This is a genomic window from Xanthomonas hortorum (assembly GCF_040279205.1).
Classification (GTDB): domain Bacteria; phylum Pseudomonadota; class Gammaproteobacteria; order Xanthomonadales; family Xanthomonadaceae; genus Xanthomonas; species Xanthomonas hortorum_F.
The window spans coordinates 1-21,304 of sequence record NZ_JBEOLS010000021.1 but is presented as its reverse complement, the minus strand read 5'-3'; the positions used below and the strand labels follow the sequence as shown (position 1 = coordinate 21,304).

The following is a 21,304-nucleotide window of genomic DNA, read 5'->3' as shown; positions in this document are numbered from 1 at the left end:
CAAAACGATCGTATCGATCGCTGCCGCTTATCGCGTGCCGGGCGGTTCCATGGCCGCGCCCAGCACCTGGGCGGCGGTCTGCACCAGCGGAATCAGGCGGTCGTAGGCCATGCGTTTGGGCCCGATCACCCCCAGCACGCCCAGCACCTGGCCATTGGCGGCATACGGCGCGGTGACTAACGAGACGTCTTCCAGCGACACCATGCCGGTCTCCTCGCCGATGAAGATGCGCACGCCAGGCGCCTGGATGGTGCGCTCGAGCAGTTGCAGGATCTCGCGCTTGCTGGCGAAGGCCTCGAACAGCTCGCGCAGCCGGTCCAGGTCGGACAGGTCCTGCACGCCCATCAGGCGGGTCTGCCCGGCCATCACCATGTCGTCGGCCTCGGCCGGCACCAGCGCCTCGCTGGCCAGATCCACGCTGTGCGCCAGCAGCTGCTCCATCTCGTTCTTGGCCACGCGCAGCTCGCGCAGCAGCGAGGCGCGAATATCCGATAGCGCGCGCCCGGCAAACTGCGCATTGAGGTAATTGGCCACCCGCTCCAGCTCGGCCGGCTCGTAGGCGCGGCGCGGCTCGATCACCCGGTTCTGCACCTCGTTATCGGCAAACACCAGAATCGCCAGCACCCGCCGCGCATCCAGCGCCACGAAATCGATATGCCGGAAGGCGAACTGCTCGCGCCGCGGCGCGCTGACCACGCCGACGAAGTGGCTCATCGCCGACAGCATCTGCGAGGCACTGCCCAGCAACGATTGAGTCCCGTTGCCGCTGGCAAGCTCGGCGCGCAGGCGGCGCACTTCTTCCTCGCCCGGCGGCTGCATCTGCACCAGGCTATCGACGAACACGCGGTAGCCGTGTGCGGTAGGAATACGCCCGGCCGAGGTGTGCGGAGAGCTGAGCAGCCCCACATCTTCCAGGTCGGCCAGAATATTGCGGATGGTGGCCGGGCTGACATCCAGCCCCGCATGCTGGGCCAGCGTCTTGGAGCCCACCGGCTCGCCGTCGCGGATGTAACGGGCAATCAGCGTCCGTAGCAACTGGCGTGCGCGGGGGTCGAGCGTTGGGGACTGTGACGCACGCATGGGATCATCCGGTGAGACTGGGCATAGATAATCTCTGGCCCCGTGATTGGCAAGGGTCTCATTCCCTCGCCGCCCCTCCCACCCTAAGCTTGCCCAAAGCGTTCACACTCGATCCCATGCTCAGACACCTCTCCATCAAGGATTTCGCCGTCGTCCGCGCCACCGAACTGGAATTCGGGCCGGGCATGACCGTGGTCTCTGGCGAAACCGGCGCCGGCAAGTCGCTGATGGTGGACGCGCTGGGCTTTCTGTCTGGCCTGCGTGCCGATAGCGGCGTGGTCCGCCACGGCGCCGACCGCGCCGAGCTCTCGGCCGAATTCCAGCTGCCCAGCGAACACCCCGGCCTGACCTGGCTGGCCGACAACGAACTGGACGACGACGCGCAATGCCAGCTGCGCCGCATCATCCGCGCCGATGGCGGCTCGCGCGCCTGGATCAACGGCCGCCCGGTCACCTCTTCGCAGCTGTCCGAGCTGGCGTCACGCCTGGTGGAAATCCACGGCCAGCACGAGCACCAGGCCTTGATGGCCCGCCACAGCCAGCTCACCCTGCTCGACGCCTATGCGCGCAACAGCGCGCAGCGCGAACAGGTGCGCCAGGCCAGCCGGCAGTGGCAGGCGCTGCTGGACGAGCGCGATGCGCTCTCGGCGCAGGGCGATGTCTCCGACCGTATCGGCTTCCTCGAACACCAGTTGGGCGAACTCGAACGCGAAGACCTGGACCCGGCCGCAATTGCCGCGCTGGACGTCAATCATCGTCGTCAGGCGCATGCCACCGCGCTGATCGGCGCCTGTGAAAGCGTCGTCCAGCAGCTCAACGGCGACGATGGCGCATCGGCGCTGGGCCTGCTGCAGGGCAGCCGCCACGACCTGGCCCGCGTCGCCGAACACGAGCCGCGCCTTGCGGAGGTGGACGCACTGCTGGACAGCGCTGCAATCCAGATCGATGAAGCGCTGGCACTGCTCGACCGCGTACGCGACGACCTGGACGCCGACCCGGCCCAGTTCGAAGCGATGGAACGCCGGCTCGGCCGTCTGCACGATCTGGCGCGCAAGCACCGCGTGACCCCAGACGAACTGGCCGCGCAGCGCGACCGCATGAGCCAGGAAGTGGAAAGCCTGCGCGGCGCAGACGAACGCCTGCAGCAGCTGGACAAGCACATCGCCAGCGCAACCGACGTCTGGCGCAACGCCGCCGCCGCCCTCAGCGCCAGCCGTACCACCGCGGCAGACTCCTTGTCGGCCGCCACCACCACGCTGATCGGCGAACTGGGCATGGGCGGCGGGCAGTTCCTGATCCAGTTGCAGCCGCAGGACACCTTGCGCCCGGATCCGAACGGTGCCGAGCGGGTGGAATTCCTGGTCGCCGCCAACGCCGGGCAACCACCGCGCGCGTTGCGCAAGGTCGCCTCCGGCGGCGAGCTGTCGCGGATTTCGCTGGCGATCGAAGTGGCTGCACTGGGGCTGGACAGCGTGCCGACCATGGTCTTCGACGAAGTGGATTCCGGCATCGGCGGCGCGGTGGCCGACATCGTCGGGCAGAAGCTGCGCGCCCTGGGCGAAGAGCGCCAGGTGCTGTGCGTCACCCACTTGCCGCAGGTCGCCGCCAAGGGCCACGCGCATTACCGGGTCAGCAAGGCGCCGGTGGACGGCATGACCCAGAGCGCGGTCGAACTGCTCGGCCCGCAGGCCCGTCAGGAAGAACTGGCGCGCATGCTGGGCGGCGTGGAAGTGAGCAAAGAGGCTCGCGCGGCCGCACGCAAGCTGCTGCAGAGCGCGTAATCGGCTGGGCTGGGTGCCGGGCGACACGCTCGGCGTTGTCGAGGCGGCTACCGTCTGCAAACGCACAAGGCGGCCGAAGCCGCCTTGTCGTTGCCGCCGTGCTGCGCGCCGCGTTTAGCGCAGACGCTTCTTGCGCACGTACAGCACCAGCGAATGCTCTTCCAGCTCGTAACCGTGCTGGGCGGCGATCTGGCGCTGCAACGCCTCGATCTCTTCGCTTTCGAACTCGATCACGTGGCCGGTGTCCACATCGACCATATGGTCGTGGTGGCCACCACGATCCAGCTCATAGACGGCCTGGCCGCCTTCGAAATTGTGCTTCAGCACCAGGCCGGCAGCCTCGAACTGGGTCAGCACCCGATACACCGTGGCCAGACCGATTTCGTCGCCGTGGTCGAGTAGCTGGCGATAGATGTCTTCTGCGCTGAGGTGATGGTGATTGCTCTTTTGTTCGAGCAATTCCAGTATCCGCATCCGCGGATGGGTCACCTTGAGCCCGACTTTGCGCAGGTCGTGGGTTTCCATACGTTCTCCGTTCATTGGCGATTTAGCGCCAGCTGCCTTCAAACGGGTCGCGGCGACCGGGGGGAGTGTATCATCGGCGTGATTTCCTCAGCACTTATATCCCCGATGCGCAATCTCCTGCTGGTCGCCGCCGTTGCTCTTTCCACCGCTGGCTGCGGCATCATCTACAAGCAGCCGATCTACCAGGGCAATCTGATCAAACAGAATGCCGTGGAGCAACTCCAGGTCGGCCAGAGCAAGCAGCAGGTCAGCGCGTTGCTGGGCACCCCCTCGATCCCCGACCCGTTCCATGCGCAGCGTTGGGACTACACGTCCACCCAGCGCGTAGACCGTCTGGCGCACACCGAGGTCAAGAACTTCGTCGTGTACTTCGAAAACGAGCAGGTTACCCGTTGGGAGGGCGATTATTTCCCGGCCCAGGACGAGCAGCTCGCCAAGTCGGCACCCAAGCAGTTCGGCCGCAATCTGGCGCGCGACAAGAAGAAGCAGCGCGGCCGTTGATGCGGGTGCTCGGCGATTTTGCGATCGTCTGAGTGTTGGCAGGACCAGAGAACGCATCCCTTTAAAAGGATGCGTTTTTTAGTTTTGGCTGGTCGGAAAGACGTGTTCGATCAAGGACTGCAGCGCGGGCCCTGACACCGACTGCGCGTTTTTGTCGGCTGCGTCGTGTCCACAGACGCTTGTCCGAACCAACGGCTACGTTCGGCTTCTCAGGACAGTTATCGGAAGAGTTCGCTGTGCCGCACCGCGCACGTGCGTCGCAGCGCTGGCAAACGACTAGGCGTTGGGACCGGCTTTTTTGCTGGGTCCGGCACGGCGGCGACGCGCCTCTTTCGGATCCAGCAACAGCGGCCTGAGCAATTCGACCCGGTCGCCATCGCGCAGCACCTGATCCGGTCGCGCAATTACCCCGTGAATCGCCTGTGCTGCGATTGACTGATCCACCGCCAGACCAGAAGCGGCAATCGCCTCGGCTACCGTGGCGCCGTCAGCCAGATCCAGTTGCATCGAGCTGTAGCGATCCGGCCAGGCCAGCACCACTTCGACCTGCATGGCTTACACGTCGCCGCGATCGGCGACCCGCACGAAATCGTTGACCATGCGATCGGCCAGCCCCTGAAAGCCCAGCGCCAGCGCCGGACCCAGCAGCCGCGAGCTGGTCTCCACTTCCATCGTCAAACTGACCTTGCAGGCGTTTTCGCCCAGCGACTGAAATTCCCACAGGCCTTCCAGACGCTTGAACGGGCCGTCGCGCAGATGCATGACGATGCGTTCCGGGCGCTCAAGCCGATTTTCGGTAGTGAACCAGGTGCGGAACGACCCCAGCCCCAGATCCAGGCGCGCCACGATATGCGCCTGGTCCTGCTCAAGCACATGGGCAGCATCGCACCAGCCGAAACGGCGCGGATAGGCGGCGACATCATTGACCAGATCGAACATGCGGGTGGCGCTGTGTTCGACCAGTGCGCTGCGACGGATGGTAGGCATTCTCTAACTTGTGAAAGACAGAAGATCGTTTGAAGACACCGAATCGGCGACAATAGCGGCATGAGCAAGAAACCAGCCAAGGATAAAGCAAACGGCGCGACGGCCACGAAAACCATCGCGTTGAACAAGCGTGCGCGCCACGAATACCACCTGGAAGAGCGCTACGAAGCCGGCCTGGCCCTGCAGGGCTGGGAGGTCAAGGCGATTCGCGCCGGCCGCGCCAATATCATCGACGGCTACGCGTATGTGCGCTCCGGCGAGATTTTCCTGATCGGCGCGCAGATCACACCGCTGATCCAGGCCTCCAGCCACACCGTGCCGGTGGAACGCCGCGACCGCAAGCTGCTGCTGCATCGTCGGGAAATCGACAAGGTGCTGAGCAGCGTAGAACGCGACGGCTACACCCTGGTGCCCACTGCGCTTTACTGGAGCAACAACAAGGTCAAGCTGGAAATCGCACTGGCCAAGGGCAAGCAGAATCACGACAAGCGCGACGCCGCCAAGGACCGCGACTGGCAGCGCGACAAGCAGCGCGTGATGCGGCGGCATAACCGGGATGCGTGAGTAGCCGGGATTGGGGATTCGGCATTGGGGATTGGTAACGGCAAAGCCATTCGCAGCCGGCGCTGGGCTGTCTCCAAGCCCTGGTGAGCAACAAGGCGACGCGTAGAGCTCGTGCTTTTGCGAATCCCCAATCCCGACTCCCGAATCACGTCGCTCCAAGCATCCGCATCAGATTCGGCACCCCCCTGCCCTGCACATAGCGATCGCGTTGCAGGTCGGTACTGGTCTCCAGCATCAGCTGCTTGACCCGATCCGGAAAGCCGATGAACTCGCGGCGCGCCGAGAGAAAGCCGGCCAGCACGCCGGAGACATGCGGTGCGGCCATGCTGGTGCCGCTCATCTCCACCATCAGGCTGGCCGGATCTTTCGGGTCGAAATCGTAATAGGCCGACAGGATCTTTTCGCCCGGCGCGACCACATCGGGCTTGCCGCGGCCATCGGCGGTCGGGCCGCGCGAAGAGAAGTACGACACGCCGTAGTTATGCGGGCTGCTCTTGTGCACCGAGCCGACCACGATGGCGTCTTCCAGATTGCCCGGATCGCTGATCGACAGATCCATATTGGCCGGATACGCATCGCCATCGTTGCGCATCAACCAAGCCAGGCCCTCATTGCCGGCCGCGATCACCACCAGCACGCCTTGTCGCCACAGCCGGCGCAACTCGTTGCACAACGGCGTAAAACCGCAGCCATAACTCTCCGGATCGAAGTAACCGCCCAGGCTCAGATTGACCCCGTGGATGACCAACTCGCCTGCGCGCTCGTTGATCGCCGCCACTTGTTGCACCGCCTTGATCATCCACGAATCGCGGCCGTTTCCAGCGTCGTCCAGCACCTTGAATCCATATAACTGCGTATCCGGCGCCATGCCGGCGAACTCCTGTGGTCTACCCGGATTGCCCTCCACGTCCGGAATCGCTGCGCGAGATTGGCCGGCGATGATGCCGGCGATGTGCGTGCCGTGCCCATGCCGATCGAGCCTGGCGAATGCGTCGCCATCTGCGCGCGTCAGTCGCTTGGCCGCGCCACGCCGCGTGCAATCCCACTGCGCCACCACGTTGTCGCGCTCGCCCGGCACGAAAAAATGCGGATGACTGGCCGCGATGCCGGTATCCAGCACCGCCCAGCCGATCTGCTGACCCCGCGCGCGATACGCCGTGCGCGCAGCATCGGCATGCAGGACGTTGCCGGAGACGTTGATCAGCGCGCGTTTGCCGCCATCGCGCCACACGCGCCGGAACCCGAGTGCACGGTAGCGATCCTGCAATGACTCGATCTCGAAGCGCGTCAGCCGCGCCGAGACGAAACGCTGCAAGCCGTCTTCCAGTTCGATCGCCTCATCCAACGCGTCGCCGCTCAAGCCAGTGCTGCGTGCAGCGGTTTCGCGCAGCTGCGCCAACAACAGCGCACGCATGTCCGCCGGGTCGTTGCCGAGTAGACGCCGATCCAGCTCGATCAACACTTCGTGCCGATGGTCCGAGCCATGCGCTTCCAGTTGCTCGCTGAGGTCCTTGATCAGCACCACATTGGACACCGGCTGATCGAAGCCCACGCCGACCGCCTCGCGCACCGCCGCACGCACCTGCGGAATCGAGAGATAGCCCGAGCCCGAGTGTGGGTTGTGCTGCCAATCCGGATTCAAGCGTGCGTCCGAGAGGTTTTCGAAACGCCCCCTGGCATTGGCGATGTCGTCGGTTAGATCCGGGTCCAGCGCGATCGGGTCGCGCGTTTCGGCGACGTTGACCCAGCGCCGCACGCACTCGGGAAACGGCAGCTTGCGCGTGCCGGTCCAACGTTTGAACATGCTGCGCACCTGCGGCAAGCCCAGCGGCGAGCCCAGGGTCAGAAACAATGTGACCTCGCAGTCTGCGGCCTGCAGCTGGCGCAGCACATCCAAGGCGATCATCGAGCCCTGGCTGTGCGCGACCACCACGAACGGCCCGCCGCCAGAGCGCAACCGCTGTGCCAGGCTTTCGCGCATCAACGCCGCACGCTCGGGCACGAAGAACAAATCGTGCACGTCCTGCAGCAGCGCGGCAGAAATCAAGCGCAGCAGCACGCGGTTGATCGCATCGATCGGGCCTTTCGCCTGTACGTCACCAACGGCAGGCGTGGCGGACGCCGTGTCCAGCTCGTCCAGCAAGCGATGCAGATCGCTGCGTTCCTGCTCGCTCTGCGCCAACGCATCGGCGAGCAGATGCAGATCCTGCTCGCCCGGCACCAACCCAAGCGTACTCAAGGCGCGCTGCACACTCTGATTGAGCGCAGGGCCGACATCGCGCGCATCGCAACTGCCGGGCTCGGCGACCGGATACCGCTCGCGATTGACCCAGTACGCCAGGCGCGTGCGCTCGCCCATCGGCCGCCCGAACAAGGCCTTGTCCCATTGGCAGCGCAACACCTCGGCCGGCGGCTTGTTGCCGATGCCATGGATGTAGATCACCGTGCGCGCCTTGTCCTGCACGCGGCTCTTCGCCGTGGTCTGCGGCTGCGCGCTGCGCGCTGCACGTTTGCGCGCGGGTTGATCGGCAGTGGCCGCTGGTTTGCGGGGCGCTGCACGCGCCGGCCGTGGACGTGGGGGCTTGCTGGTCGCCATCGCTTCGCTCCTTCGTTTACAGATTGTTCCGTTCGGTACGGGACTGAAGCCACTGTAAGCGCTGCGTATCTCACCACTTGTGACAGGGCGCGCCGATCCCTACACTGGGCAGGTCAGCGTTTTGATGCTTTCCCCGGGGGTGCACTGGTTTCGACGGGGGTCGCGAAGTCGCTTGGCGCATGCCGAGGGGGCAGCTTTCCTCGTTAATCCAGCAGCAAACTTTTAGTTGCCAACGATGACAACTACGGTTCGGACTACGCTATCGCCGCTTAACTGGCTTTAGTTTTAGTTCTACAGCCGCCTAAGGCGAACCCCCGAACCTACTTGTGCCCGTGCTCGTAGATGTAGGGTCATTATCACGGAACCGTCGGTAGTGGCTGCCTGTCAGCTACCGGTTAGATAAAGCAGGCTGGTTTCCAGGTGCGCTTTGCCAACCGTGCTGCCTGGAAATGAGATCTAACGGAGGGCTAAGCATGTAGTGCTGGGGATGGAGTGCTTCCGGACGGCGGTTCGATTCCGCCCACCTCCACCATCTGATCGCGGAAGAGAGCAGTAAGTGCTTGATTCTGCGAAGGTTAGGCCCGGGGTTTGATGTTCAGTTTGAGCCTGCGTTAGGTATCAAACGAGGTATCAAACCCCGTGCCGAAGCCTTATTTTCTGCGCCGCCCTGCTGGGCTCTATGTGCGCTTCTTCGTCCCGACTGACCTGCAAGCCCTCATTGGCTCGCGTTACCTTGTCCGTCCCGTTCGCTTGTCTCTGGGTGATGCTGCCCGACTGGCCGTAGCTCGAACTGCTGTGGCACTCTCGGAAGCATTCGATCAGATGCGGCAAGGAGCGGGCATGCAGGACGATTTGCTGAGCCAGGCTCTGGCCGCGTTGCAAGGGAACGAAGCACGCCCCTACACCATTAAGGTCGGTGGCGTGGAGCTCTCTGCCAACGGAGCAGACGATCACGCCCGGCTGCTGGACGCACTGAAACATCTCCCCCTTCAGCAACTGGCTTCTGTGAAAATCGCCGGACCGCTGCTTTCAGAGCGCGCGGCCATCCACATCAGTGAAATGCGGCGTGTGGGGCGAAGCGCGAAAAACGTGCTCGACACCGAACACAGCCTGGGTCTGTTTGTGGCGCTTGTCGGCGACAAACCGGTCGAAGACTACAAGCCCGATGATGTCCGCCAGTTCCTGGATGCGCTTGAGCACTATCCAAGCAACGCTACCAAGAAGGCGGTGTTCGCCGGCCTCACCCCTGTCGAAATCCTGAGCAAGGCGCGGCAAGGTGGTCATGAACTGCTGAGCATGCGCACCAAAGAAAAGCATCGGGATCGTATTGCGTCCTTCTTCAACGCCTTGGCGAACGAAGACCTGATTAGCAAGGCGCCTCACAAAGCCATCCTCAATCGTGCCAAGTCGCTCACCGATGAGCCGAGTCGTGATCCGTTTAGCCAAGCCGAGCTTGAAGCCCTGCTTGAACTGAATGCGTTCACTTCCTGGGCCCGCAAGTATCCGCACCGATGGTTTGGCACGCTGTTGGGATTTGCCACCGGTGCTCGGGTCAACGAGGTCGCTCAGCTCTATGTTGACGACATCGGCAAGGTCGGCGATTTCTGGGGCGTGCATTTCCGGGGAGCCAAGCCGGATCAACGCTTGAAGAACCCCCACTCCTCCCGCTTTGTGCCCCTACCCACATCCCTGATCGAGGCTGGGTTCTTGGTCTATGTGGATGAGGTCAAGCACGCAGGCTTTGAGCGACTGTTCCCGCACTTGCCCTACAACGCCGAAAACGGCTACGGCGACGCGCTAGGGGATCAGTTCCGGGCCTATGCGATCAAGCAAGGACTGACCCAACGGCTCAAAAGCTTTCATTGCTTCCGGCACACCTTGTCCAACTCGCTGGTCAATGAGCACGGCGTGTCGCTTCCGATTTCCCAGCAAATCACCGGCCATGAGTTGACGCTTCCGCCGGGCTTGAAGCATTACGTTGATCCGCCTTCTGTTCCCGCTCGCTTTTCGGCCATTGAACAGTTTGGCCCGCCGCTTCCCCTTCCCGCTTATACGCCTGGGCAATTTGATCGTGCGTTCAAGCAGGTTCGCCACATGGAACGGCGACGCGAGCAGGCTGCAAAGAAAAAGATGAACAAGACGCGGACGACGGGGTGGAGGAATTAAAAAGCTTTGGGAGATTGCCGCGACCCTTTTTTATTCAGTTACTCGCGGAACTTGAATACGATGCAACCCACCAAACTCTTTGTTATCGGCAATGACTTCGACTTGCACCATGCATCCCCTCCCGATTTCGCGACTTCCGAAGCTTCGTAAGGACCGAAGACCGCCATATCTTCGAGGCGGTCTAGCAATACCTCCCCGTCGAGGACGGGTAAGCGGATCTTGAAACCGCCTTGGCTGAGGTCGACCCTGACCAAATCACGGATGACCTTGGGCACTTCGCGCCGAACTACTCCTCTGACGATTGGAGTGACTCGGGGCCATCACGACTTCCAATACGAAGTTGGCAACTTGGTCGAACGGCTGTCGACCAATCTGCGCGTGTTATTCGGCAAATGGATCAGACAGTTGCAAATGCCGACCCAGAACCAAGTCGCGAAGTCGGTTGAAGTGTTGGACCCGGCCGGGGCCTTTCTGTGCTTCAACTACACCACGGCCCTGATCCACACCTATAACATCCCACAACAGCAGATCCTTTACATTCACGGTTGCGCGGAGTTGCCCGAAGAAAACCTAACCCTGGGCCACGCGTGGCGAAGCGAAGATCGCCGCTCGCTTAACGACCGCCTAGATGTAGCCGAGCTGGATCCACGCCTAGCGGAAGTTCACGACATCTTGAACGACTATTTCTCCAAGACCTTTAATCCATCAGACCAGCTCATCCAGAAGCGTGCTTGGTTTTTCGAGCAGCTCTCGGACATCCAAGAAGTCCGTTTGTTAGGCCACTCCCTATCCGAAGTCGACGCCCTTTACTTCGAAGCGATGCTTCGCACCACTGCGGTTCGAAAAGCGCGCTTCCACTTGGCCATCTCCAAATTCGACGACACAGATGTCATGTCGGGAAGACTGGCTGCGCTGGGTGTGCCGGCGCAGCAGATCAGCACTTGCAGTTGGGCAGCGCTTTGTTCGCTTCGGCCATCCAAGTGAAAGGGACGAACGCAAACGCGTGCAGCTTTTACCTTCCCCCATTCAACAGATCAGCGTTAGTTGAAGGGATAGAGCACCATCGCTTTTCCCTTCCGGCCTCGCCGAATTGAGACCAACGCATTCTTGTCCAGGGAAAACTTAACCGCCGCAGCGAAATTTCTCCCTGAACGAACGATCTGATCCTTGGTGCCAAGTTGAAAACGACGCAGCTCCAACGCCGAACAAGCTCGCTCGGCATCACCGATCAATCCCGTCAGACGCATCAAGCTTGCCTGCTCTGGATTAATTAAGGCCATGAGCTCCATGACCTGACCGAGCTTGCTGTGAAGATGAGAGATCGCATCGTTTTCAGTGACCACACCCGCCCGCTTCCAAGCCGGCTCGTGATGCGATAAGCGATTACGAAACGCCCTGACGATTTTGACCAACTCGCGCGCATGATTGAGCAAGACACTCGGTTTGCGATTGCCCCAGTCACCCGTGAATACTTTTGACAAGTGCCCTGGCCATATCAATTGACGCCCCATGAATTCATTATCGAGGATGAACTCCCATGTGGAGAACTCTGTTTTTGCAATGATTTCATGATGCGTGGGGTTGATGTGCCCCTTGATCTGATAGCGCTCCCGCTTGTCCCGGATCACTTGGCGAGAGGCTTTTGAGAAATTCTCTCGGATCATCATGACAGCATGTGGCTCAATGTGACTGTGACCACGCGACTTCCATTGAAGCTTGCTACCACTCCACCAGAAGCGTTGAAGCGAGCTTTGCGACAAAGCAAGATCCACAGCATTGCGGAGTGACACCTCTGTTGACGCCACCAACGGATACAGCGCTGAGCACACCCGCGTATTCCAAAGGTATGCCCCTAAGAGTTCTGAATTATTTGAGGGTGCAAACACATTGGCATAGCTGTTGAGGCGACTTTGCGACATCAAATCCAGCAGTGCGGGGTTCAGCGGATCAGGGTGTTGCATGCACAATCCTTTGTTTGGTTCTGCCATCTTGACACGACGCAAAGCGTTTGTTAATCTACGTGCAAGGGTTGGCGGGAGCTTCCACTGGATTTCGATCTACGTCCTTCCGCACTAGGCCCAGAACACCAGCCCCGGACACTTGTTCCGGGGTTTTTTTTGACCTCATGATTACTAAAGATGGGGCAAAGACAAGGACGCGGCGCTCAGATGTCATCTTCGCTTTCTTCCTTGCGCTCCCAGCGCGGGATGGCATCTGGAAGCAGCAGCAACCCAAGCGTGTAAGGCCAGCCTTTCTCCACCACATGGATATGCTCAACAAGCTGCATGCCCTGCGGCTCTTTGGGGAACCAAAGCCTGGCACTTTGCATTTGGATTAGCCCTGAGGCCGACTCATCGGACCGGGCGAGCAGAGAGCCATCCGGGACTTCAATCAGGTTCTTCTTTGCCGCAAGAACCAAGCCGGACTTGCGCGCCGCAGTGTTCGATCTCGCCCAATGCACAAAGCCATCACGCGCCACGACCACAACGGCACGTTTAGGCGCAATTTCGATCCATTTTAAGGCTGCTGCCATGATCGATACGCCATAGCGATCAGCGCAATGTCGCAGCATTTCGATCTGTCCCGCATGCCCCTGAACCTGCTGGCGAAAGTCGTTCAACGGCATCAACAGATACGACGCAAATAGATCGGCGTCTGTCTCTATCCTGCGCTCCGTCGACTCCCAATCGTAGACATCTTCGGATGTGCACTGGAAAGCACTTTGGAGCTGTCGATGCAAGATGTAGTGCCCGAACTCATGAGCCAAGGTGAAACGAACGCGCCCAGGCGACTGCTGGCTGTTGTAGCCAATCGCCCACTGACCGTCACTTCTGGCTTTGAGGACACCTTCGAAGCCCGGGATATCCATTGGCATGATTCTAGCGATGCGCTCTGAGGCAAAGCACTGATTCGAATACTCGAACGCCAGCTCTTGGACATCCACTGGAAAGCGGTCTTGTCCTCTGACCAGATCAAGCATCTGCGTCAATCGATTGGCCTCAGCCATTGGGCGTTTAACCGTAGCTGGCTTGTCCATGCCTATCTCTCCTTAGTTGCCGTCGAGGATCTCCATCATCTTCCGGAGCTTTTCTTTCGCCCCAGGACTCATCGCCTGATAGTTACGAAAGAAAGCCTGATCTGCCACATCCATAGACGCTTCCACACTCTCGTCCTTAGTGCCCAAGAGGAACTCGGTCGTCAGGCCCAAAGCTACCGCGATCTTGTTCAGCTTATCGATCGACGGGTTGGGCTTGTCACGATTCTCAAGCTCCCAGATGTAACCCTTACTGGTGTCAGTTCGCTTGGCCAATTCATCAAGACTAAGACCCATCGCGGTCCTCTTGGCACGAATTTTTTCACCTAGTAACGAGGACATAAGAACTCCCGGCGTGGCTAACCACACATTATAGCGAAATAACGAACAAAAATCTACCGATTGACAGGACGGATGGGAAGAGGCAGCCTGTGCTCGTCGTTTTTTTTATTGAACGATTCCATCCTTCCATACAGGACACAGCAACATGAACACTGAAGCCACGCATCGCCAACCTCCGGACCTCTCCACCGTTGTCGTCAACGGCCAAGCCTTTCCGATTGCCGATTTTACCCCCACAGGACGCCAAATCTTGGCTGCCGCGCGCCTGCGCCCCGAAACTGAACATGCGTTGGTGCTCTGGCCGGAAGACGGCCCGACTACTGTCATTGAACTGGACGAACTCCGTCCCCTCCCCCCTTCGGGCTCCCCCTCGCAATTTTTCGCAGCCAAGACCGATGGCGTGAAGTATTTCATTCTCGATGACACCCGCTACGCCTGGCCTGGCCCCCTCATGCTGACCACCCTGCGCCAAGTGGGTCGCGTCCCGGAAGAGCTGGATGTCTGGATTGAACATCGGGGTGAAAAGCCTGACGAGCAGATCGCCGAGAACGCCGTCATCGATCTGGACCAACCCGGCATTGAGCGCTTCTTCACGGCTCCGCTGAGCATCAAGTTGTTCGTCAACACCCGGGAAGCAGTCGTTCACAAGCGCACTCTGTCCTACTGGGATGTGGTCCGTTTGGAACACCCCGGTGCAAGCCCCCAAGACACCAACACCACTTATACCGTGTCGTATGCGCAAGGCCCGGCTGAAAACCCGGCAGGCAACTTGCTCGACCATCAGACCGTCCACATCAAGCAGGAGATGGAATTTTATGTCGTCCTCACTGATAAGTCGTAGTCCGGAACTCCAACGCCTGCGCGACGAAGGATATGACTTGGAAATCCGGGACAACCACCTGCTCGTCAAGGGCATCGCCTACGCCACGGTCGATAAGACCGTGGCAGTCGGAACGCTGGTCATTGCACTTCACCTCACAGCGGATGCTGCTCAAACGGCACCTGACCACACCGCATGGTTTGCCGGCCAAGTGCCGTGCGACTCGTTCGGCCAGCCTCTGAACAAGATCATCAACAGCAGCAGCCGGATGGAGCGCGCGCCCGGGCTTTGGGTTGATCACTATTTCTCGTCCAAGCCCAAGAGTGGTCTTTACTCCGGCTATTACGAGCAGGTGTCGACCTACGCCAAGATGCTTTTGATCCACGCACAAGCCATCGATCCCCGTGCCACGGCAACACCTGGAGCGATTTCAGTTGTTGATCAGTCCCAGTCGGTCTTTGCCTACGAGGACAGCGCTTCACCCCGAGCGGGGCTCTCAGTGCCAACCGCCAAGCTCCGAGGCCAGCGCATTGCGATCGTCGGGCTGGGTGGAACGGGCGCACACCTTCTAGATCTAATCTGCAAAACGCCTGTGGCTTGCCTTGATCTCTTTGATGGTGACCGAATCGAGCAGCACAATGCTTTTCGCTATCCGGGCGCGGTCCCTTTCTCGGTCCTGAAAGAAGCCCCCTACAAGGTCAACTATCTGGCTCAGGTCTACGGCGAAATCCATACGCGCATCCAAGCTCATGCGGTCATGGTCACCGAGGTCAATGTCCGAGCGCTGCTGAACTACGACACCGTCTTCGTCTGCGTGGATCGCGGAGCGGTTCGTGAGCTGATTGCCAACACGCTAGGCGGTTCACAGGTGATCGTGATCGATGTTGGCATGGGCGTGAAGTTGAATGCGGCTAACGAGGTCTACGCCGTCGTTCGCACCACGGTGCTCGATGGGGACAACTGGGATGCCGCCAAAGCCACGCTACCGCTTGGCGAAGGCGGTGAGGATGACCTTTACAACACCAATGCCCAGATTGGCGAACTCAATGCCCTCAACGCCATCCTGGCTATTGAGGCTTGGAAGAAACGCTGCGGCTACTACTCCGCGCGGAAAGGCGGCTACCTCACGACCTACACCACGCATTCGAGTTCAATGGCCTCGACATTGGGTGCCGTATGAAGGTTGACCACTATCAGCACCGTTTCATTGAAAGCTTCCCTCGTCCATTGGACGAGGGAGTGCTCTATGTCTCAACGCGCTTCCCCTGCACTGCACATGCCTGCGCGTGCGGCTGCGGCAAGGAAGTCATTTCCAATCTTTCGCCAACCGATTGGAAGCTGATCTATGACGGCGTCGGCGTCTCGCTGCGCCCATCGATTGGCAATTGGCAGTTCCCCTGCCGATCTCACTACTGGATCACCGAAGGTCGCGTGGAGTGGTCTTCCGATATGACCCAGGAAGAAATACAAGCAGGGCGCGACCGTGATCGTCGCGCCAAACAGCGCTACTACGGCTCCGAGTCTGTATCAGCACCCCAGCAGAGCCCCGGGACCAATCAAACGCCTCAGCCGAACGGGAAATTGTCGGGCTGGAAATCCCGACTCAAACGCTGGTTTGGCGATTGAGGATACGTATGGCTCAGTCACCACTCATACCGGAGTTATACAAGCAATGACCGCAACTTCTTCTCAGCCCCCCTCTCGGCTTGTAAAGTGGGCGACTCTCGTCGGCGGCCTTGCTGCGCTAGCCACTATGGTGGGCTTTGTGCTGCACGGCTGTGGCCACGTGGCCGATACCACTAACCTCCGTCAATGGGGCATTGATGATGGCCTCTTTGAGCGAAACGCCGATTGGAAGGTGGTCAACGGCTATTACGCGGTGGTCTTTCAAGGGTTTGGGGTGCTCAACGCCATTCCTTGGTATGCAGCGCTTGCCGCTTTTTTGATGCTTGCCCTCGGCTTTTTCATGATGCACATCCCGAGTCGCAAACCTCCCAACTGGATATTTAGTCTACAACGGCTGCCACTTTGGCTGCGCATGGTTGGCACGGCCCTAGGTCAGTCAGTTTTCGCTGTTTATATGGCGGGCATGCTCTTCATTTTCGGGCTCCTTCTGGTCTCAATGCCAGGCTTGGTTGGTGAGAAGGCAGGCAAAGAACAGGCCGCCGAAGAACGCGTAAAGATTGAAACGATGCATGAGAATCAGTGGCAAGAGCTTTGGCGCCAAGGCCAACGTATCGCACGCGGCAAGATCGTCACAAGCAGTCCAACGCGCTATGCCATTTACGATCGCGACTTCAATGAGGTCCGCATCTTGCCTAGTGACAACATCGAAATAAGGGTGCCTCAGCAGACGGCCACACCGGTCCAACACGAAAAGAAGCCCCCAGCGGCAGGGAGGGAATGACCAGCTCTCCACTTCCAATAGGAGGAGGCAGGAAGACAAGATTGACAGCTTCGTGCAAGCGCCTATGTTCCGGGCTAGGGATGGTCTGATCAATGAGACCATCCCTAGGCGTCATCCTTGACTGCAAGTGCGGCCCCCACCTCAATCAGCGCGAAATCTAGCGTCTGATAAACCACTCGAACGGCAGTGGCATAGCCCACTGCCGCAGTGAAAGAAACAGAGAAGAACACAAAAGCTACTATGAGCGGGAAAACGCTCGACTCAACCACCTCAGGCGGCACTGTTGGAGAAAAAACGCGAGCACCGGCAAACCAAAACAGTGCACCCCACACAATACCCGTGAACACATTGAAGCGTGCCAAGCGCTCCGTAGTTTGAACTTTGACTAGCTGCACGCCGGAGGACAGTCTTTCCAGCTCGTCCTTGCTGCGGACCTGCTCACCGATAGCTCCTGCAAGCGCATCGATGGCCCTACCGTTGACCCCGGCCAGAACCGTCCGACTTGGGAGTCCAAAATAGACGCTGAGAGTCGCAAGCATCAGCGCGGCGAACGCTGCCGAAGCACTGAAAGCATGGTCGAACAAGCGGAGATAAGCCGCGATGATGATTGTCAAACCCAAGACCCACACAAAACGCTTCCAGAGAATTCCAAGCCCGCTGAGGATCAGCCAAGGACCAACCAGAAGCTCATCAGAAAGCGCCCGTAGCAAATCATCCCGTTTTGCAAAGGGTCGGCTCTGGACGACTACATGTTCGGCCAGCCGAACAACTGACTTGATCTTGTCAAACTTCATCACGCCAGCCGACACCAACCGTCCCATCCACGAAACAGCTCATAAAATCCCCTACCCTCACCTCGCATCATCCACACTCGCTCCATCTCCACGCCTCTTCCCACCGCCAACCCGAGCAACAATTATGACGGGCCCATCGACGGGAGGCACGCGTTAACTGGCAGATGCAGTTCTACCAAAGCAAAGGTCATGGCCTAGATCTGTATAGCACCGCTCCTGACCCCATCCAGACACGCGAAGTAGAATCTGGGTCACGAAAAAAGAGCCCCGTATGCGGGGCTCCTGCATCGCTGGCGTTGAAGCCTCAGTCTCGGCGCCGAGTGCCAATGGCGGGCGGCGTTGTTCCGATCATTTGGCGAACCTTTTTCGACAACCCTAGCTTCAGGCTCGCCGCCTCGACGTGCCATCAGTCTGTTGCGCGGCCAACGGTCAGAGTTATCTGAGCCGTCATAGACCTGGCTTGGGCGGACGGAATTTCAACTCCCAATGCCCTGCCTCACCCTCGGCCTGCGATGGATGTGCATCCTCTCCAGATGCCTCAGGCGTCAGCACCTCAATCGGCTGCGGAGAGAAATTCTTCTCCAAGGCCTCAGCCGCATCCACCATCGCTTTTCGAGCCCGCTTGATCCGCCCCTGCTGGATCGCTTGGATGCGCGGGGAGACATGCCTCTTCGTTCGCGCCAAGCGCCGCTGTGCTCTGGCCACCACTTTCGTATCGGGATCGTATTCTTGCTCATAGAGCTTGGCGTGCGCATCCAGCACGGCCATGCGCGCCTTGTAGGGTCGCACCAGCGTATGGGCATACTTGCTGATTGAGCGAGCAAGCATCTCGGTGTCTTCAAAGAAAAATGGCTTGGTGGCGTAGCTGTCGACTCGCCGACAAACCAATGTCGAGTGAGCGCGCTGGAACTCGGGTTCAATCTGTATACCCGGGATCTGCCGCAAGACTTCGAGAGACTGCTGAGCCACCTCTCGCTGGGCTTCGAGCCAATCTTCGATCAGCTGCGCCTGCGCATTGAGCAACTCAGCGTCTTGTCGGCCCGAGGACCGAGCCAGACGCGTCACGCGACTAAGATGTCGGGTCTGACCGCTGTAAGGCGTGTAGAGACCCGGGCGAGGCGCTGGCGCACGCGCCAAGCGCTCTTTGATCTGCCGCACCCGCTCTGCGCCTGACAATCGTGTCTGCCCAACCGCTGTGCGCCCGTCCAATCCAGAAGCCTGTGCGTTGGCCCGATCCCGAAGTGCTGTCGCATGGCTATGAGACGGTGGCACCTCGTGCACGAGACCACCGCTTTTTTTCATGTGCTCAGCGACAAGCTTTGAAAGCGCCAGTGCTGCTTCTCGCCCACCTGCTCCTCTCACTTCTGCTGTGAACTTCGTTTTGCGCATCACCGCCACTTTGGCTTTGCCCAAGTGCTTGCCAGGCCGGCGCGTGAGTTCGCGGGCGCGTTCAAACTCTCCATTACGCGCGGCTTCGTGTGCTTGTGCTCGGAGACTGCGATGATCTACCCGAGCCGGAGCGCCCGCATTTTTCAAGTGCGCATTGATGACCATTGCAATGTCTTTGCGGATTTGCCGCAGCGCTCGTGTGCCGCCGCCTTGGCGTGCATCAAACTCAGCGCAGGCGCGCTCCCCTAGTCCTCCCGGTCCGACTTGTCGCGCTGACATCAGCAAATGCACATGATGATTGCGCTGATCACCATATTTGCTTGGTGTGTGCACAGCGACCAATACGGCGACTTTGAATCGATTGACGAGCAATTGGCCAAGCGCCAAAGCGAGCGCTCTCCGTTGGTGTGGATCGAGTTGATGCGGAAGCGACACCTCGACTTCTCGGCAAACGCGTGCGTTCTTGCGCGTCTCGGCCGCTTCGTTCGCGTTCCAAAAATACTGCGCATCGAAACACCACTCGGGCGCTCCTTTCGGCGCAAGCATCTGATGGAAATCGACACCGCCTCGGTGGGAATAATTGTGGCCAAGCCCTGTGCTCATATCGAGCAGATCAAACCCTGCGCGGTAAGCAGCTGCTGCGACCGAAGAGTCGCCGTTGCCTCGGCTGAAAGACTTCATTGTTGCGTGATAAATCGCCATTTGTGAAACTCCTGTTTGTGGAGCACACAAAGAAGCGGCAGAACATCTGCCCGTCGAGAGAAAAGCGAACTCGACAGCACAGAGACCTCGGTCACGAGGTTTTGAAGTGGCTGTGTTGCCTAGCGAAGCATAGGCAACGAGGTGGCGAAAGCCACCGCACCGACGCGCAGCGTTGGCGCACGGTTTCTGCAAAGCAGAAACCATAAGTGCGCTCTTGCTCTTTAATTTTTCTTTGAATTTGTTTTCGCCACAGTTGGATCAACCATGGCTCTTTTTACATATAAATATTAGTTATACCAAAGAATGAATAAGACCTGTACGAATCTGATTACGCCCTCACGCCATGTGTTGTTTTTATGCTGACTGTCCATGCAGAAGTGATGTCCCGTGGCCTCGGGAAATCCAAGCAGCAGCAGGACGAATTGCCGTCAGGTTGGTAGCATCACCAACGCCGATCGAACGCTAAGTCGCAACAGCTGCGGAAACAAGGAAGCGAAACGCCCAATGACTACTGGGACATGGATGACAAGAACGGCCCCAACCTGTTGAACCTTGCTAGCGTGAGCACCTCGATGCTCGTGCCCTTTCCAGTGGGAAAACTGCCGGATGCTTCTTTGCTCTGGCTCAATGAGCGCTGGTTTCATGACTTAGGCATGGCCATCCACGACGCGCCAACTCGGGCCAGCATCTCAGCGTCCTTGCTTGAGCTCTTTGCCGTGACCTCTATCGAAGCTCACTGCGTTGCCGGCAGCTTCGGCGGACAGACACTGGGCGCTGATCGCTATGGTGGGAGCGGTGGGGCAATCCACGGAGGGAGTGGCCGCTGTGGCTCCGATGGCATGCTCATCGCCAAAGGAACCGGCCCCACACCACTGGTCTCCGAGGCCCATGATTGGTCACACTCCCATGGCTGTCTCTATCTTTACGACGCCATTCGCGAGGCAGTCGCCAGCGAGATCCTCAACGCAGAACTCCCCCACGGGACAGTCCCCATCGTTGCCATCATCGATGCCGGCTTCTCCCTGGCGCGCACCGATGCCGACGAGCCGGAGCGGTGCGCCATTCTGATCAGGTCTGCTTTCCTGCGCTTGGCGCATTTCGAGCGCAGCCTGTATTTCGGGACATCAGGCAGTGCAAACAGCGATCAATTTCAAGATAGCCTGCGAGTCAAACATGCCATCCACTTTGCCGACGAACACACGCAGCGCGATGCCGGCAATCCCAATGACCTAGGCGTTGACTTGTCTGCGCTCTACCTCCGCCTTGCCGAGCAGATTGCCGCAAGTCGCGCCCATCGCCTCTGGACCGGACGCCCGACAAGCGACAACATCACATTGAACGCGCAGTTCCTGGATTTCGGCGGCTTCCGCGCAGTTCCCAGCTGGAAGCGTGGCACCGATGGACATCGTCACTTCTTCGGCGATGAGATGCGTGATGTTCGCCACTCGCTTCCCTCGCTTGCCTATTTCTTCAAGAAGTATTCCCGCTTCGACGTCCACCCAATTTTGAGTAGCGCCTCAGTTTGGAGTCCAATTCCCTACCCCGAGGAGATTGGACGTGAAGAAACGTTTTACTGACGAGCAGGTCATCGGCTTTCTGCGCGAAGCCGAAAGCGG

19 protein-coding genes, 1 other RNA gene and 2 pseudogenes are annotated in these 21,304 nt (G+C 59.6%); 12 read left to right on the top strand and 10 right to left on the bottom strand.

The window, feature by feature from the left end:
• Positions 1-27 precede the first annotated feature (27 nt).
• Complete coding sequence (hrcA, locus tag ABS769_RS10470) at positions 28-1,080, bottom strand: heat-inducible transcriptional repressor HrcA (RefSeq protein ID WP_317061663.1); 1,053 nt, start codon at positions 1,078-1,080, stop codon at positions 28-30.
• Between the two features lie 116 nt (positions 1,081-1,196).
• Here hrcA and recN point away from each other — a divergent pair, with 116 nt between their 5' ends.
• Positions 1,197-2,861, top strand: a complete 1,665-nt coding sequence (gene recN / locus ABS769_RS10465) for a DNA repair protein RecN (protein ID WP_317061665.1) — start codon at positions 1,197-1,199, stop codon at positions 2,859-2,861.
• A gap of 114 nt (positions 2,862-2,975) precedes the next feature.
• Here recN and fur read toward each other — a convergent pair whose 3' ends face one another.
• Positions 2,976-3,386 (bottom strand): ferric iron uptake transcriptional regulator, encoded by a 411-nt coding sequence (gene fur, locus ABS769_RS10460; protein WP_317061667.1) that lies wholly within the window; start codon positions 3,384-3,386, stop codon positions 2,976-2,978.
• Positions 3,387-3,491: 105 nt separating this feature from the next.
• Between fur and ABS769_RS10455 the strand changes: the two genes are divergently transcribed.
• Positions 3,492-3,887 (top strand): outer membrane protein assembly factor BamE, encoded by a 396-nt coding sequence (locus ABS769_RS10455; protein WP_006449455.1) that lies wholly within the window; start codon positions 3,492-3,494, stop codon positions 3,885-3,887.
• 276 nt (positions 3,888-4,163) lie between these two features.
• Here ABS769_RS10455 and ABS769_RS10450 read toward each other — a convergent pair whose 3' ends face one another.
• Positions 4,164-4,439 carry an RnfH family protein gene (locus ABS769_RS10450; RefSeq protein WP_317061668.1) on the bottom strand — a complete coding sequence of 92 codons (276 nt, stop codon included), beginning with the start codon at positions 4,437-4,439 and terminating at the stop codon, positions 4,164-4,166.
• Positions 4,440-4,442: 3 nt separating this feature from the next.
• Positions 4,443-4,874, bottom strand: a complete 432-nt coding sequence (locus ABS769_RS10445) for a type II toxin-antitoxin system RatA family toxin (protein ID WP_006449453.1) — start codon at positions 4,872-4,874, stop codon at positions 4,443-4,445.
• 60 nt (positions 4,875-4,934) lie between these two features.
• Here ABS769_RS10445 and smpB point away from each other — a divergent pair, with 60 nt between their 5' ends.
• Complete coding sequence (gene smpB / locus ABS769_RS10440) at positions 4,935-5,438, top strand: SsrA-binding protein SmpB (RefSeq protein WP_006449452.1); 504 nt, start codon at positions 4,935-4,937, stop codon at positions 5,436-5,438.
• Positions 5,439-5,583: 145 nt separating this feature from the next.
• Here the strand turns inward: smpB and ABS769_RS10435 are convergent, their stop codons facing one another.
• Positions 5,584-8,034 (bottom strand): S8 family serine peptidase, encoded by a 2,451-nt coding sequence (locus tag ABS769_RS10435; RefSeq protein ID WP_317061669.1) that lies wholly within the window; start codon positions 8,032-8,034, stop codon positions 5,584-5,586.
• Between the two features lie 135 nt (positions 8,035-8,169).
• Between ABS769_RS10435 and ssrA the strand changes: the two genes are divergently transcribed.
• From ssrA to ABS769_RS10420, 3 genes are all read left to right on the top strand, one after another.
• Positions 8,170-8,566, top strand: a transfer-messenger RNA (tmRNA) gene (ssrA, locus tag ABS769_RS10430).
• 107 nt (positions 8,567-8,673) lie between these two features.
• Positions 8,674-10,200, top strand: coding sequence for a site-specific integrase (locus ABS769_RS10425; RefSeq protein ID WP_317061670.1), 1,527 nt, complete (start codon positions 8,674-8,676; stop codon positions 10,198-10,200).
• 261 nt (positions 10,201-10,461) lie between these two features.
• Positions 10,462-11,184 carry an AbiH family protein gene (locus tag ABS769_RS10420; RefSeq protein ID WP_317061671.1) on the top strand — a complete coding sequence of 241 codons (723 nt, stop codon included), beginning with the start codon at positions 10,462-10,464 and terminating at the stop codon, positions 11,182-11,184.
• 56 nt (positions 11,185-11,240) lie between these two features.
• On the opposite strand, the gene ABS769_RS10415 is transcribed toward ABS769_RS10420, so the two are convergent.
• The 3 genes from ABS769_RS10415 to ABS769_RS10405 form a co-directional block, all read right to left on the bottom strand.
• Positions 11,241-12,161, bottom strand: coding sequence for a hypothetical protein (locus ABS769_RS10415; protein WP_317061672.1), 921 nt, complete (start codon positions 12,159-12,161; stop codon positions 11,241-11,243).
• Positions 12,162-12,364: 203 nt separating this feature from the next.
• A complete protein-coding gene (locus ABS769_RS10410) occupies positions 12,365-13,237 on the bottom strand; it encodes an ImmA/IrrE family metallo-endopeptidase (protein WP_317061673.1) in 873 nt (290 codons plus the stop codon).
• A gap of 12 nt (positions 13,238-13,249) precedes the next feature.
• Entirely contained in the window at positions 13,250-13,576 is a 327-nt protein-coding gene (locus ABS769_RS10405; protein WP_317061674.1) for a helix-turn-helix domain-containing protein, read from the bottom strand.
• 145 nt (positions 13,577-13,721) lie between these two features.
• On the opposite strand from ABS769_RS10405, the gene ABS769_RS10400 reads away from it, so the two are divergent.
• The 4 genes from ABS769_RS10400 to ABS769_RS10385 are packed head-to-tail and all read left to right on the top strand — an operon-like array spanning position 13,722 to position 16,803.
• Entirely contained in the window at positions 13,722-14,417 is a 696-nt protein-coding gene (locus ABS769_RS10400) for a multiubiquitin domain-containing protein (RefSeq protein WP_317061675.1), read from the top strand.
• On the top strand, positions 14,392-15,576 hold the full coding sequence (locus tag ABS769_RS10395) for a ThiF family adenylyltransferase (RefSeq protein WP_350498151.1): 1,185 nt from the start codon (positions 14,392-14,394) through the stop codon (positions 15,574-15,576). Before ABS769_RS10400 ends, ABS769_RS10395 begins: the two co-directional genes overlap by 26 nt.
• Positions 15,573-16,022: a DUF6527 family protein gene (locus ABS769_RS10390; protein ID WP_317061678.1), complete on the top strand. Its 450-nt coding sequence runs from the start codon at positions 15,573-15,575 to the stop codon at positions 16,020-16,022. The genes ABS769_RS10395 and ABS769_RS10390 overlap by 4 nt, the downstream gene beginning before the upstream one ends.
• 46 nt (positions 16,023-16,068) lie before the next feature.
• Complete coding sequence (locus ABS769_RS10385) at positions 16,069-16,803, top strand: hypothetical protein (protein WP_317061679.1); 735 nt, start codon at positions 16,069-16,071, stop codon at positions 16,801-16,803.
• Between the two features lie 104 nt (positions 16,804-16,907).
• On the opposite strand, the gene ABS769_RS10380 is transcribed toward ABS769_RS10385, so the two are convergent.
• Positions 16,908-17,597 (bottom strand): hypothetical protein, encoded by a 690-nt coding sequence (locus ABS769_RS10380; RefSeq protein ID WP_317061680.1) that lies wholly within the window; start codon positions 17,595-17,597, stop codon positions 16,908-16,910.
• Between the two features lie 1,413 nt (positions 17,598-19,010).
• Here ABS769_RS10380 and ABS769_RS10375 point away from each other — a divergent pair.
• Complete coding sequence (locus tag ABS769_RS10375; protein ID WP_317061681.1) at positions 19,011-19,235, top strand: hypothetical protein; 225 nt, start codon at positions 19,011-19,013, stop codon at positions 19,233-19,235.
• Here ABS769_RS10375 and ABS769_RS10370 read toward each other — a convergent pair.
• Positions 19,131-19,589, bottom strand: a pseudogene (locus ABS769_RS10370) (MobA/MobL family protein); the annotation flags it as partial. The gene ABS769_RS10375 and the pseudogene ABS769_RS10370 overlap by 105 nt on opposite strands.
• A gap of 617 nt (positions 19,590-20,206) precedes the next feature.
• On the opposite strand from ABS769_RS10370, the pseudogene ABS769_RS10365 reads away from it, so the two are divergent.
• A pseudogene (locus ABS769_RS10365) lies at positions 20,207-21,181 on the top strand (protein adenylyltransferase SelO family protein); the annotation flags it as partial.
• Positions 21,182-21,304: the final 123 nt, after the last annotated feature.

Excerpts from the sequence above, each read along its gene's own strand:
- hrcA (WP_317061663.1), bottom strand. The coding sequence starts at position 1,080 with ATGCGTGCGTCACAGTCCCCAACGCTCGACCCCCGCGCACGCCAGTTG.
- recN (WP_317061665.1), top strand. The coding sequence starts at position 1,197 with ATGCTCAGACACCTCTCCATCAAGGATTTCGCCGTCGTCCGCGCCACC.
- fur (WP_317061667.1), bottom strand. The coding sequence starts at position 3,386 with ATGGAAACCCACGACCTGCGCAAAGTCGGGCTCAAGGTGACCCATCCG.
- ABS769_RS10455 (WP_006449455.1), top strand. The coding sequence starts at position 3,492 with ATGCGCAATCTCCTGCTGGTCGCCGCCGTTGCTCTTTCCACCGCTGGC.
- ABS769_RS10450 (WP_317061668.1), bottom strand. The coding sequence starts at position 4,439 with ATGCAGGTCGAAGTGGTGCTGGCCTGGCCGGATCGCTACAGCTCGATG.
- ABS769_RS10445 (WP_006449453.1), bottom strand. The coding sequence starts at position 4,874 with ATGCCTACCATCCGTCGCAGCGCACTGGTCGAACACAGCGCCACCCGC.
- smpB (WP_006449452.1), top strand. The coding sequence starts at position 4,935 with ATGAGCAAGAAACCAGCCAAGGATAAAGCAAACGGCGCGACGGCCACG.
- ABS769_RS10435 (WP_317061669.1), bottom strand. The coding sequence starts at position 8,034 with ATGGCGACCAGCAAGCCCCCACGTCCACGGCCGGCGCGTGCAGCGCCC.
- ABS769_RS10420 (WP_317061671.1), top strand. The coding sequence starts at position 10,462 with ATGACCTTGGGCACTTCGCGCCGAACTACTCCTCTGACGATTGGAGTG.
- ABS769_RS10415 (WP_317061672.1), bottom strand. The coding sequence starts at position 12,161 with ATGCAACACCCTGATCCGCTGAACCCCGCACTGCTGGATTTGATGTCG.
- ABS769_RS10410 (WP_317061673.1), bottom strand. The coding sequence starts at position 13,237 with ATGGACAAGCCAGCTACGGTTAAACGCCCAATGGCTGAGGCCAATCGA.
- ABS769_RS10405 (WP_317061674.1), bottom strand. The coding sequence starts at position 13,576 with ATGTCCTCGTTACTAGGTGAAAAAATTCGTGCCAAGAGGACCGCGATG.
- ABS769_RS10400 (WP_317061675.1), top strand. The coding sequence starts at position 13,722 with ATGAACACTGAAGCCACGCATCGCCAACCTCCGGACCTCTCCACCGTT.
- ABS769_RS10395 (WP_350498151.1), top strand. The coding sequence starts at position 14,392 with ATGTCGTCCTCACTGATAAGTCGTAGTCCGGAACTCCAACGCCTGCGC.
- ABS769_RS10390 (WP_317061678.1), top strand. The coding sequence starts at position 15,573 with ATGAAGGTTGACCACTATCAGCACCGTTTCATTGAAAGCTTCCCTCGT.
- ABS769_RS10385 (WP_317061679.1), top strand. The coding sequence starts at position 16,069 with ATGACCGCAACTTCTTCTCAGCCCCCCTCTCGGCTTGTAAAGTGGGCG.
- ABS769_RS10380 (WP_317061680.1), bottom strand. The coding sequence starts at position 17,597 with ATGAAGTTTGACAAGATCAAGTCAGTTGTTCGGCTGGCCGAACATGTA.